The sequence below is a fragment of the Embleya sp. L77 genome (genome assembly GCF_055557415.1).
This window is the reverse complement of record NZ_CM145709.1, coordinates 1101629-1113995: the sequence shown is the minus strand read 5'-3', so window position 1 is coordinate 1113995 and position 12367 is coordinate 1101629. Positions and strand designations below refer to the sequence as shown.

General features: G+C 73.5%; 10 protein-coding genes and 1 riboswitch. Of the genes, 8 read left to right on the top strand and 2 right to left on the bottom strand.

Annotated features, from left to right (window positions below):
• Positions 1 to 11 precede the first annotated feature (11 nt).
• Complete coding sequence (locus ACZOOI_RS04425) at positions 12 to 743, bottom strand: ArsR/SmtB family transcription factor (RefSeq protein ID WP_465279500.1); 732 nt, start codon at positions 741 to 743, stop codon at positions 12 to 14.
• 102 nt (positions 744 to 845) lie between these two features.
• Between ACZOOI_RS04425 and ACZOOI_RS04420 the strand changes: the two genes are divergently transcribed.
• From ACZOOI_RS04420 to cobM, 7 genes are all read left to right on the top strand, one after another.
• Complete coding sequence (locus ACZOOI_RS04420) at positions 846 to 1994, top strand: CaiB/BaiF CoA transferase family protein (RefSeq protein WP_465279499.1); 1149 nt, start codon at positions 846 to 848, stop codon at positions 1992 to 1994.
• A 301-nt stretch (positions 1995 to 2295) separates the two neighbouring features.
• On the top strand, positions 2296 to 2496 hold the full coding sequence (locus ACZOOI_RS04415; protein WP_026218153.1) for a cold-shock protein: 201 nt from the start codon (positions 2296 to 2298) through the stop codon (positions 2494 to 2496).
• A gap of 96 nt (positions 2497 to 2592) precedes the next feature.
• Entirely contained in the window at positions 2593 to 3720 is a 1128-nt protein-coding gene (locus ACZOOI_RS04410; RefSeq protein WP_465279498.1) for a threonine aldolase family protein, read from the top strand.
• Positions 3721 to 3876: 156 nt separating this feature from the next.
• Positions 3877 to 3975, top strand: a riboswitch (cobalamin riboswitch).
• A complete protein-coding gene (locus tag ACZOOI_RS04405) occupies positions 3955 to 4191 on the top strand; it encodes a hypothetical protein (RefSeq protein ID WP_465279497.1) in 237 nt (78 codons plus the stop codon). It overlaps the preceding riboswitch by 21 nt.
• The gene (gene cobN, locus ACZOOI_RS04400) at positions 4188 to 7835 is read left to right on the top strand and encodes a cobaltochelatase subunit CobN (RefSeq protein WP_465279496.1); all 3648 of its coding nucleotides are present in this window, start codon (positions 4188 to 4190) and stop codon (positions 7833 to 7835) included. Before ACZOOI_RS04405 ends, cobN begins: the two co-directional genes overlap by 4 nt.
• Positions 7836 to 7929: 94 nt before the next feature.
• The gene (gene cbiE / locus ACZOOI_RS04395) at positions 7930 to 9156 is read left to right on the top strand and encodes a precorrin-6y C5,15-methyltransferase (decarboxylating) subunit CbiE (RefSeq protein ID WP_465279495.1); all 1227 of its coding nucleotides are present in this window, start codon (positions 7930 to 7932) and stop codon (positions 9154 to 9156) included.
• Positions 9153 to 9914 carry a precorrin-4 C(11)-methyltransferase gene (gene cobM / locus ACZOOI_RS04390; RefSeq protein WP_465279494.1) on the top strand — a complete coding sequence of 254 codons (762 nt, stop codon included), beginning with the start codon at positions 9153 to 9155 and terminating at the stop codon, positions 9912 to 9914. Before cbiE ends, cobM begins: the two co-directional genes overlap by 4 nt.
• 170 nt (positions 9915 to 10084) lie before the next feature.
• Here the strand turns inward: cobM and ACZOOI_RS04385 are convergent, their stop codons facing one another.
• Positions 10085 to 11311, bottom strand: a complete 1227-nt coding sequence (locus tag ACZOOI_RS04385; protein ID WP_465279493.1) for a cobalt-precorrin-5B (C(1))-methyltransferase — start codon at positions 11309 to 11311, stop codon at positions 10085 to 10087.
• 200 nt (positions 11312 to 11511) lie between these two features.
• Here ACZOOI_RS04385 and ACZOOI_RS04380 point away from each other — a divergent pair, with 200 nt between their 5' ends.
• A complete protein-coding gene (locus ACZOOI_RS04380) occupies positions 11512 to 12261 on the top strand; it encodes a cobalt-precorrin-6A reductase (protein ID WP_465281111.1) in 750 nt (249 codons plus the stop codon).
• The last annotated feature ends 106 nt before the right edge of the window (positions 12262 to 12367 follow it).

Sequence of the window (12367 nt, the reverse complement as noted above, 5' to 3'; positions counted from 1 at the left end):
TGCCGGCTCGGTCATGCCACCTCGAACTCCGCCTCCCGCATCCCCAGCAACCGCCCCAATTCGGCGCGCCCCACGTCGGTGATGCGGACCGCGCGGCCCGTGCCGACCCGCTCCGTCCAGCCGCGGTCGCGGAACAGCCGGCACAGTTCGGCGCCGGCCGTGCCCGCGAGGTGGTGGCGGCGTTCGGTCCAGTCCAGGCACGGGCGGGCCAACGGGCGTTTGCGCGACGTGGTCAGGTCGGCGCCCAGGTCGGTGAGCCAGGCGATGCCGGTGTCGGTGAGCGCGAAGCCGGCGTCCTGGCGGAGCAGGTCGCGGGCCGTGAGCGCGTCGGTGACGGCCACGCCGAGCCGGCCCGCCAGGTGGTCGTAGCAGGTGCGGCCCCTGGCCAGGGCCGCGCCGGCCGAGTGCGCGCGCAGCGACTTCGCCGGCCGGGGGCTGGCGGGCGTCGCGTAGGCGGCCAGGTCCTCGACCATCCGGGCCACCCCCGCGTCGGCCAGCCGGACGTAGCGGTGTCGGCCCTGCCGCTCCTGGACCAGCAGACCGCCCTCGACCAGCCTGGTCAGGTGCTCGCTGATCGTGGACGGCGCGACCCCGCAGTGCCGGGCCAGCTCGCCGCCGGTCCAGGCGCGTCGATCCAGCAGGGCCAGGCAGACCGCCGCGCGCGTCTCGTCGGCGAGGAGCGCGGCCAGGGCCGCGAGTCGCGGGACCGAATCCGGGTCGGTGGCGCGTGCGATCGAGTCCATGCCGCCATCATCGGCCGGCCACGCTTCGGCACGCGCCGAAGGGTCGGCCGGACCTCCCCCCGACGCCTCGTCCCCCTGCCGGCGCTCTGCCAGGATGGACGCGTGCTCCTACCTCTCGCGGGCGTCACCGTCGTCTCCCTGGAACAGGCCATCGCGGCGCCGTACGCGACCCGGCAACTGGCCGATCTCGGCGCACGCGTGATCAAGATCGAGCGACCCGGCGCGGGTGATTTCGCCCGGGCGTACGACGAAACCGTCGAGGGATTGTCGAGCCATTTCGTCTGGGCCAACCGGGGCAAGGAGAGCCTCGCGCTCGACCTCAAGGACGAGCGGGCGGCGGAAATCCTGGACCGGCTGCTCGCCCGCGCGGACGTGTTCGTGCAGAATCTGGCGCCCGGCGCGGCGGATCGGCTGGGCCTGGGCGCGGCGGATTTGCGGGCCAGATTTCCGCAGCTGATCGTCTGTGGAATATCTGGTTATGGGACTTCCGGTCCCTACCGCGACAAGAAGGCGTACGACCTGCTCGTGCAGTGCGAGGCCGGGTTGTTGTCGGTCACCGGCACGCCCGACGCGCCCGCCAAGGCGGGTATTCCGATCGCCGACATCGCCGCCGCGATGTACGCCTTCACCGGCATGCTGACCGCCCTGTACGAGCGCCGAGTCACCGGCGAGGGCAGCGCGTTCGAGGTGTCCATGCTGGATGCGCTCGGCGAGTGGATGGGCTTCCCGTACTACTTCGCGACCTACGGCGGCACGCCGCCGCCGCGCACCGGCGCCCGGCACGCGGCGATCGCGCCGTACGGCCCGTATCGCGCCGGCGACGGCGGCCAGGTGTTCGTCGGCGTGCAGAACGACCGCGAGTGGGCCGCGCTGTGCGAGCGGGTGTTGGGCCGGCCGGACCTGGTCGAGGACCCGAGATTTCGGACCAATTCGCTGCGGGTGGCCGGCAACGAGCGGCTCACCGAGCTGATCGAGGCGGTCTTCGCGGACCGCACCGCCGCCGAGATCGTGGCGAGCCTGGACGAGGTCGGCATCGCCAACGCCCGGATGCGCACCATCGCCGAGTTCGCCGAGCACCCGCAACACGCCGCCCGGGACCGATTGCGGACGATCGACTCGCCCGCCGGTCCGCTGCGCGCGCTGCTGCCGCCGGTCACGGTGACCGGTCGCGAGGCGGCGATGGGCGCGATCCCGGCGGCAGGCGAGCACACGGCGGCGATCCTGGCCGAACTGGGCATCGAGCCGACGTGAACGGCATGCCCGGCCGCCCCGGCCGGGGGCGGCGGGGCGCGGGGTCGACGGGGCGATCGGCGGGGCCGTCGGGTGCCGCAGGAAGAAATATTCTCCCGGGTCCCCGGGTCGGCGACTTTTCCGTGCTAGCCTCAAGGCAGTTGCAGTAGTGGTTCCCATGAATTTCGTGAGCGCCTTACGGTCGTGACCGTCGGGCGCTTTTTGTTTATGTCGAACCGGGTTCATGTGAAAAATGGATTGCTGTTGCGACTTGGACTTGTGCATGTGCACATTTTCATTTGGCACCACGAAGGAGATTTGTATGGCTACTGGAACCGTGAAGTGGTTCAACGCGGAAAAGGGCTTCGGCTTCATCCAGGCGGACGACGGCGGCCCGGATGTTTTCGCGCACTACTCGGCGATCCAGTCGCAGGGCTACCGTGAGCTTGTCGAGGGCCAGAAGGTCTCCTACGACGCTGTTCAGGGCCAGAAGGGCCCGCAGGCGGAGAACATCACCGTCTGACGGCACACATCATCGACAGGCACGGCCCGCACCGATTCGGTGCGGGCCGTGCCTGCGTTCGCTCCCGCCCGCCGGCCCGCGGTGGATGATGCCTGCATGGCATACCTCGCAAACGACGACCGCACCGGCCGGCTGCGCGCAATCCGCGCATGCGACCGGATCCTGTCGGGAGTACGACCTGCCACGGTCACCGAACAACTGGCCCGGCTGTCCGCATACGCGCAGGAGCGGGTCGACCCGGACGAATGGCCCGACATGTACGGCGACGGCGGCGCGGTCGCCCGCCTGGAGGCACGCACGGCCGAGCTGCTCGGCACCGAGGCGGCGCTGCTGTTCCCCACCGGCACGATGGCCCAGCAGGTCGCGCTGCGGTGCCACGCCGGGGCGACCGGTTCGAACGTGGTCGGCATCCACCCCAGGGCACATCCGCTGACCTACGAGCGCGACGCGGTGTCGGTCCTGTCCCGACTGCGGCCACTGCCGCTCACCCAGGGCCCCGGTCAGATCACCGCCGAGGACATCCGCACCGCGGGTGAGCCATTCGGCACGCTCTTCTACGAACTCCCGCTGCGCGACCACGGGTTCGTGCTGCCCTCGTGGGACGAACTGCTCGCGACGGTGCAGGCCGCCCGGGACCGCGACGCCGCGCTGCACCTGGACGGTGCGCGGTTGTGGGAGAGCACCACCCACTTCGGGCGCGGGCTCACCGAGATCGTCGACCTGTTCGACTCGGTCTACGTCTCCTACTACAAGGGCCTGGGGGCGAGCGCCGGTGCGGCCCTGGCGGGCGGCGCCGAACTGATCGAGGAGGCGCACGCGTGGCGGCACCGCTACGGCGGGCGGCCGTTCCAGAACTGGCCGATGGCACTGGAGGCGCTCGCCGCGCTGGACGAGACGTTGCCGCGGCTGGACACCTACGTCGCGCACGCCCCGACCGTGGCGGCCGGCCTGACCCGGGTGCCCGGGGCGATCGTGCACCCGGCCGTCCCGCACACCCACCAGTTCCAGATGTGGCTGCCGCACCCGGCCGAACTGCTCACCCGGGTCGGATTCGAGTACGCCGCCGAGCGCGGCGTGTGGCTGGCCGGCGGGTGGACCGAGCCGGGCCCGCCCGGCCTGTCGTACACCGAGATCACCGTCGCCGATCCCGCGCTGGAATGGACCGCCGACGAGGTCGCCGCCGAGTTCGGCGCGTTCGTGGACCGGGTGCGCGCGAGCCGCTGACCGACGGCGCCCCGGGCGCGGGCCGGGCCACGCGCCGCATTCCACGGTGACATGTGTCACCACCGGTGCCGACGCCGATCCGGGCATGTTGCGTCAAGGCGGGCCACTGAGCGATGCTGGCCCCGCGCCGGCCCTACCGGCGCGGGGAGGGCGTGGCAGGAACCCGGTGCGATCCCGGGACGGTCCCGCCACTGTGACCGGCTCCGCCGTACGTCGTCATTCGACGGCCACGACGTGACCGGGAGTCAGGAACTGCGCGTCTCACCCCGAGTCCGATGGGGCGAGGACCCCGGAGAGGCGCTCCAGGTGACGATTTCGTCCTGCCGGCGTTCTTGCGTACGCAGCTTCGACTGCGACACCCACTTCAGCGACACCCGTTTCGGCGACACCCCCGCGCGCCGCCGCGGCGCGTTCGACCGCGACATCCACCTCGTGGCTCGCCACGCCGGCATCGGCGGAGGCGCCCGGTGATTCTGCTCCTGTCGACATCCGACACCGACCTGCTCAGCGCCAAGGCGAGCGAGGGCGAATGGCGCCTGGCCAACCCGGCCCGCGTCGACGTCGCCGACCTGCCCGCGCTCCTGGACGGCACCGACCTGGTCGTGGTGCGCCTGCTCGGCGGGCGCCGCGCGTGGGAGGCGGGCCTGGACGCGCTGCTGGCCGGCCCGCGCCCGGTCGTCGTGCTCAGCGGCGAACTCACCGCCGACGCCGCGCTGATGGAACTGGCGACCGTACCCGCCGGGGTGAGCGCCCAGGCACACGCCTACCTCGCCCAGGGCGGCCCGGCCAACCTGACCCAGCTGTACCGCTTCCTCTCCGACACGCTGCTGCTCACCGGACACGGCTTCGAACCGCCCGTCGAGGTGCCCTCCTGGGGCCGCCTGGACCGCTCGGCGCGCGAGATCGACGGCCCGGCCGTGGGCGTGCTCTACTACCGCGCCCACCACCTCGCCGGGAACACCGCGTTCGTGGACGACCTGTGCGCGGCGATCGAGGACGCGGGCGGCCGGCCCGTACCGATCTGGTGCGCGTCGCTGCGCGGTGCGGACGAGACGTTGTTCGCGGCGCTCGGCGAACTCGACGCGCTGCTGGTGACCGTGCTCGCGGCGGGCGGGGCGGGCGGGGCCAAGCCCGCCGAGGTCTCCGCCGGCGGCGATGACGAGCAGTGGGACGTGGGCGCGCTGGCCGGCCTGGACATCACCATCCTCCAGGCGCTGAACCTGACCACCAGCCGGGCCGAATGGGAGGCCGGCGACGCGGGCCTGTCGCCGCTGGACGCGGCCACCCAGGTCGCGGTGCCCGAGTTCGACGGCCGGCTGATCACGGTGCCGTTCTCGTTCAAGGAGACCGGCGCCGACGGGCTCACCCACTACGCCGCCGACCCCGAGCGGGCCGCGCGGGTGGCCGGGATCGCGGTACGACACGCCCGACTTCGGCACATTCCGGTCGGCGAGCGCAAGATCGGCGTGGTGTTGTCCGCATACCCGACCAAGCACTCCCGGATCGGCAACGCGGTCGGCCTGGACACCCCGGCGTCGGCGGTCGCGCTGCTGCGCGCGATGCGCGCGGCCGGCTACGACGTCGGCGCCCTCGACGGCGCCGACGCGCTGCCCGGGCTTGAACCGCCGGACGGCGACAAGCTGATCCACGCGCTGATCGCGGCGGGCGGCCAGGACCCGGAGTGGTTGACGGAGGGTCAGCTCGAAGGCAACCCGGTCCGCATCTCGGCGGCCGACTACCGCGAGCGCTACGCCAGGCTGCCGCTCGGGCTGCGCGCGAACATCGAGGAACACTGGGGCCCGCCGCCCGGCGAGCTGTACGTGGACCACTCGCGCGACCCCGAGGGCGAGATCGTGCTCGCGGCGCTGCGCGCGGGCAACGTGATCCTGATCATCCAGCCGCCGCGCGGCTTCGGCGAGAACCCGGTGGCCATCTACCACGACCCGGACCTGCCGCCGAGTCACCACTACCTGGCCGCATACTGGTGGCTGGACGCGCCCGCCGGACCGGGCGGATTCGGCGCACACGCGCTCGTCCACCTGGGCAAGCACGGCACGTTGGAGTGGCTGCCGGGCAAGAACCTGGGCCTGTCCGCGGAATGCGGCCCGGACGCGGTGCTCGGCGACCTGCCGCTGATCTACCCGTTCCTGGTGAACGACCCCGGCGAGGGCGCACAGGCCAAGCGGCGCGCACACGCGATCATCGTGGACCACCTGGTGCCGCCGATGGCGCGGGCCGAGACGTACGGCGACCTGACCCGGCTGGAGCAACTGCTCGACGAGTACGCCAACGTGCAGGCGCTCGACCCGGCCAAGGGCCCGGCGCTGCAGGCGCAGATCTGGACGCTGATCCAGGCCACCAGGCTCGACCACGACCTGGGCATCACCGACCGGCCGCACGAGGCCGAGTTCGACGACCTGATCCTGCACCTGGACGGGTGGTTGTGCGAGGTCAAGGACGCGCAGATCCGCGAGGGCCTGCACATCCTGGGCAGCGCGCCCACCGGCGAGGGCCGGATCAACCTGGTCACCGCGATGTTGCGGGCGCGCCAGGTGTGGGGCGGCAAGGCCGCCGCGCTGCCGGGGCTGCGCGAATCGCTCGGCCTGGTCGAGGGCGGCAGCGCCTCGCGCACCGAGACCGACGACGCCGAGGACCGCGCGCATCGCCTGGTGGCGGCGATGGAGGCCGCCGGGTGGGACCCGACCCGCGCCCCGGCCGTCACGCACGAGGTGCTGGGCGCCGAATCGACGGCGGTCGCCGACGTGTTGGCGTTCGCCGCGACCGAGATCGTGCCGCGGCTGGACCGCACCGGGGACGAGATCGGCGCGGTGCTGCACGCGCTGGAGGGCGGCTACGTCGCGGCCGGGCCCAGCGGTTCGCCGCTGCGCGGGCTGGTCAACGTGCTGCCGACCGGCCGCAACTTCTACACCGTGGACCCGAAGGCGATCCCGAGCCGGTTGGCCTGGGAGACCGGACAGGCGCTCGCCGACTCGCTGTTGGCCCGCTACCGCGCGGACAACGACGGCGACTGGCCGCGCTCGGTGGGCCTTTCGGTGTGGGGCACCAGCGCGATGCGCACCAGCGGCGACGACATCGCCGAGGTGCTGGCGCTGCTGGGCGTGCGCCCGCTGTGGGACGACGCCTCGCGCCGGGTGACCGGGATCGAGGCGATCTCGCTCGCCGAGCTGGGCCGGCCGCGGGTGGACGTCACGGTGCGCATCTCCGGCTTCTTCCGGGACGCCTTCCCGCACGTGGTGCTGCTGCTCGACGACGCGGTGCGGCTGGTCGCGGAGTTGGCCGAGCCGGACGAGGACAACTACGTCCGGGCGCACGTGCGCGCGGACACCGCCCGACACGGCGACGCCCGCCGGGCGACCACGCGCGTGTTCGGCTCCCGGCCCGGCGCGTACGGCGCGGGACTGCTGCCGCTGATCGACGCGCGCACGTGGCGCGACGACGCGGACCTGGCCGAGGTGTACGCGACCTGGGGCGGCTACGCCTACGGCCGGGGCCTGGACGGGGTGTTCGCGCGCGAGGACATGGAGGACGCGTACCGCAGGATCGCGGTCGCGGCCAAGAACACCGACACGCGCGAGCACGACATCGCCGACTCGGACGACTACTTCCAGTACCACGGCGGCATGGTCGCCGCCGTGCGCTCGCTCACCGGCACCGCGCCGGCGGCCTACATCGGCGACTCGACCATGCCGGACGCGGTCCGCACCAGGACGCTCCAGCAGGAGACCGCCCGGGTCTTCCGCGCCCGGGTGGTCAACCCGCGCTGGATCGAGGCGATGCGCAGGCACGGCTACAAGGGCGCGTTCGAACTGGCCGCCACGGTGGACTACCTGTTCGGCTACGACGCCACCACCGGCGTAGTGGCGGACTGGATGTACGAGAAGCTCGCGGGCGAATACGTCCTGGACGAGACCAACCGGGAGTTCATGCGCACGTCCAACCCGTGGGCGCTGCGCGGAATCGCCGAGCGACTGCTCGAAGCCGCCGATCGGGGCATGTGGGAGAAGCCGGAGCCGGCCACGCTGGACGGGCTGCGCGAGGTGTACCTGGACGTCGAGGGCGATCTCGAAGGCGGCGAGGACGCCGGGGATGGCTGAGCGGGCTTCCGGGGCCGGGGTCGGGGTCGGGATCTACGAGCCCGGTCCCGGCCCCGGGCCGGCGTCGGGGTCGGGGTCTTCGGGTGCCGGCCCGGTGGCCGTGGTCGGGATCGGGGACGACGGCTGGGCCGGACTCTCCGAGGCGGCGCGGGCATCGGTGCGCGCTGCCGACGTATTGGTCGGCGGCGAACGGCACTTGGCCATGGTGCCGGACGCGTCGGCCGAGCGGGTCCGGTGGCCGTCGCCGTTCTCGGCGGCCTTCGTCGCCGACCTGGCCGCGTCCCGGAAGGTGTGCGTGCTGGCCAGCGGGGACCCGATGTTCTACGGCGTCGGGGCGACACTGGTGCGCGGGTTGGGCGCCGAGCGGGTCACCGTGCTGCCGGTTTCCTCTTCGGTCTCGTTGGCCTGCGCCCGGCTGGGCTGGGCGGTGCAGACCGTCACGGTGGTCAGTGCGGTGGGCCGACCGCTCGACGCCCTGGCGGCCGAACTTGCGACCGATGCACGGGTATTGGTGCTGAGCGCGGACGGGCTGACGCCGGGGCGTGCGGCCGTGCTGCTGCGCGAACGCGGCTTCGGGACGAGCACGGTCACCGTGCTGGAGCACCTGGGCGGTCCGGCCGAGTCGGTGTGGCGGGGCAGCGCCGACGCACTCGCCGCGGCCCCCGAGCGGCGATTCGCGGATCTGAATGTGGTGGCCGTGCGGTGCGCGGCGGGTCCGGGGCTGAGCCGGCTGGCGGGCCTGCCGGACGATGTCTACGCGCACGACGGCCAGTTGACCAAGCGCGAGGTCCGCGCGGTGACGTTGGCCGCGCTCGGACCGCGACCGGGCGAGCTGTTGTGGGACGTGGGCGCGGGCAGCGGCAGCATCGGGATCGAGTGGATGCGGACGCACCCGACCTGCCGGGCCGTCGGCTTCGAGACCCGCGCGGATCGGGCCGAACGGGCTGCGGCGAACGCCATCGGGCTCGGCGTGCCGGACCTGCGGATCGTGGTCGGCCGGGCGCCGGACGTGCTCTTCGGCCCGGCCCCGGACGCGATCTTCATCGGCGGCGGGCTGACCGTGCCCGGTGTGGTGGAGCGCTGCTGGGCCGCACTGCGTCCGGGCGGCCGGTTGGTGGCCAACGCCGTCGTCGCCGAGACCGAGGCCGAGTTGGTGCGACATCGCGCCGTGTACGGCGGGGAGTTGACCCGCATCCAGGTCACCCGGTCCGCCCCGGTGGGCCGGTTCACCGGCTGGCGGCCGGCGATGCCGGTCACCCAGTGGCGGGCCGTGAAGCCCGTGTCCATGTCCACCTCCGACGAGGAGCAGTCCAGCCCATGACCGTCCACTTCATCGGCGCCGGCCCCGGCGCGGCCGATTTGATCACGGTGCGCGGGCTGCGGATCATCGCCGCCTCGCCGGTTTGCCTGTACGCGGGCGCGCTCGTGCCGCGCGAACTGGTCGACGCGGCACCGCCCGGAGCCCGTCTCGTGGACACCGCCGAGCTGAGCCTGGACCAGATCGTCGAGGAGCTGCGCGCCGCCCACGCGGCGGGGCACGACGTGGCCCGGCTCCAGTCGGGGGACACCTCGTTCTTCAGCGCGGTGGCCGAGCAGCAGCGCCGGCTCGACGCGCTCGGCATCCCGTGGGACATCACCCCGGGCGTACCGGCGTTCGCCGCCGCCGCGGCGGCGATGGGCCGTGAGCTGACGCTGCCCACCGTGGGCCAGACGGTGATCCTGACCCGAGTGGCCGGCAACGCGACGGCGATGCCGCCGGGCGAGGACCTGGCCACGCTGGGGCGGTCCGGCGCATTGCTGGTGCTGCACCTGGCGGTGGGGCAAGTCGAGCGGGTGGTGGCCGAATTGACCCCGCTGTACGGCGCGGACTGCCCGGTCGCGGTGGTCGCGCGCGCATCCCGCCCGGACGAATTGATCGTGCGCGGCGAACTGGCCGACCTGGTGTCCCTGGTGCGCGACAACGGGATCAAGGCGGTGGCGATCATCATGGTCGGCCGCGTGCTGGGCGAACCGGGCTTCTGCGACAGCCACCTGTACAGCGAGATCCGCGATCGCACCGAACCGAGGCCGGTGGGGTGAGCGAGGCGGGGCCCGGTCGGGTGGCGGTGGGGTCGGGGGGCGGGTCGGGACTCGGGTCGGGGCTTGGGCCGGGGCTCGGGCCGGGGCTCGGGCGGAGACTCCGGTCGTGGCTTGCGTCGGGACCTGGGTCGGGGCTCGTTTCGGGGGCGAGCAGGGGGGCCGGGTTCGGCCTAGGCACCGGCCGGCGCGGCGCGACCGACGATGGTACCCGTGCGGTTGATCGCGATCACGTCGACGGTGATCGGGAGTTCGCTGCCGCGCAGCAGGGCTCGGGCGGCGTCGCGGGCGGCTTCCGCGACGGCGTCGCCGAGCGGGACGTCGGCTGCGCGAGCCAGTTCGAGCGCGTGCAGGGCGGTGTTCGCGGCGCGGATCCGCGCCGCCAACTCGGCATCGCCGCCGACCGCCGTGGCCCGGTCGGCGAGCGCGTCCAGGTTCACCTGCGAGCGGCCCGAGTGCAGGTCGAGATGGCCGTCGGCGAGCTTGGAGAGCTTGGCGAAGCCGCCGGCGATGGTCAGCCGCGGGATCGGGTGCCGGCGCAGGTACTTGAGCAGCGCGCCGGCGAAGTCGCCCATGTCCAACAGCGCGGTGCCGGACAGCCCGTACACCTCGGCGCCCACCCGCTCCGAGGTGGTGCCGGTCGCGCCGAGCACGTGCGTCTCGCCGGTGGCCAGCGCGACGTCGATGCCGCGGCGGATCGAGTCGATCCAGGCCGAGCACGAGTACGGGATGACGATGCCGGTGGTGCCCAGGATGGACAGGCCGCCCAGGATGCCCAGGCGCGGATTCCAGGTCTGTTCGGCGATCCGGGCGCCGTCGTCCACGGACAACTCGACGGTGACGTCGCCGGTGCCCCCGTGCGCGGCGGCCACCCGGGCCACCGCTTCCCGGATCAGCTTGCGCGGGACCGGGTTGACAGCGGGTTCACCGACCGCGAGCGGCAGGCCGGGCAGGGTCACCGTGCCGACCCCGGGACCGGCCCGGAAGGTCACGCCGGTGCCGGGCGCCGCATGCCGCACGGTGGCCCGGATCAGCGCACCGTGCGTGACATCCGGGTCGTCGCCGGCGTCCTTGACCACACCGGCCATGGCCGCTTGGGGTGCGCGGTCGTGGGCGGCGGGGTGTTCGGTGGACGGTGCTTCGGCCGCGGGATCGTCGGTCGTGGGCTCGTCGATCGCCGGCTCACCGGTCCCGGGTGCCTCGGGCCGGTCGGCCGTGGGCTTCGTCGTCGTGAGTTCCTCGACGGCGAGAGCGAACGCGGGTGTCTGGCCGCCGGGCAGCCATACCGTCACCGGGTCCGGGAACTCGCCGGTCAACAGGGCCTGGTAGGCGGCGGTCGTCGCGGCGGTCGCACATGCTCCGGTGGTCCAGCCTCGGCGCAGGCGATCGGGGCGGTTCATCGGTCGAGGAGCCAATCGTGAGCGGATCGAAGGAAACACGCACCGACGCGCCCGGCGGCCCGCCGACGAGCGCCGGGCCGGCCGACACGGCCTCGGGAGGCGCAGTCGGTGCGGTGGACGCGGCCGGTACGCCCGGGCCGGTCCGCGCGAGCGGCCCGCTCGACCCGCCCGGCCCGGATGCCTCCGGTGACACCGGCCGTGTGGTGCTGCTGCTCGGAGGTACCGCCGAGGCTCGCGTGCTCGCCGCGCGGTTGGTCGACGTACCGGGGCTGCGGGTCGTGTCGTCGCTGGCCGGGCGTACCGGCGCGCCCGTGTTGCCGGTCGGCGAGACCCGCGTGGGCGGCTTCGGCGGCGTGTCCGGCCTGGTCGCGTGGTTGCGGGCCCGGGCCGCGGTGGCGGTGGTCGACGCCACCCATCCGTTCGCGGCCCGGATCTCGGCGAACGCGGTCGCGGCGTGTGCCGAGGCGGACGTCCCGCTGCTGCGCCTGCAACGGCCGGGGTGGACCGCCGTACCGGGTGACCGCTGGTATCCGGTCGACTCCGCGGACGAGGCCGCGCGGGTCCTGCCCGGTCTGGCCCGCCGGGTGTTCCTGACCACGGGTCGGCTGGAGACCGCGCCGTACGCACACCTGGACGACCTGTGGTTCCTGCTGCGCAGCGTCGAGCCGCCCACCGGCGCTCTGCCGCGGGCCTGCGAAGTCCTGTTGTCCCGAGGCCCGTTCACGGTCGAGAACGAGATCGCGCTGCTGCGCGACCGGCGCATCGACGCGATCGTGACCAAGGACAGCGGCGGCGCCCTCACCGCGGCCAAGCTCACCGCCGCCCGCGAGCTGGGCCTGCCAGTGGTGCTGATCCGCCGTCCCGAGGTGCGTGCGCCGGAGCAGGTCACCGACACGGCAGCCGCCGCGCGGTGGGTCCTGACCGGGTCGGCCGCGGCGGCCGGAACGTGAGTCGCGCACGCTCCTCACTGTGACACACGGCCGCCGCGGGTCGATCTTGGCGCCTCCACCGGGTCGCGGGGCGGTCGTGCCGGGCGCCGGCTCCGGACTTGCTCGT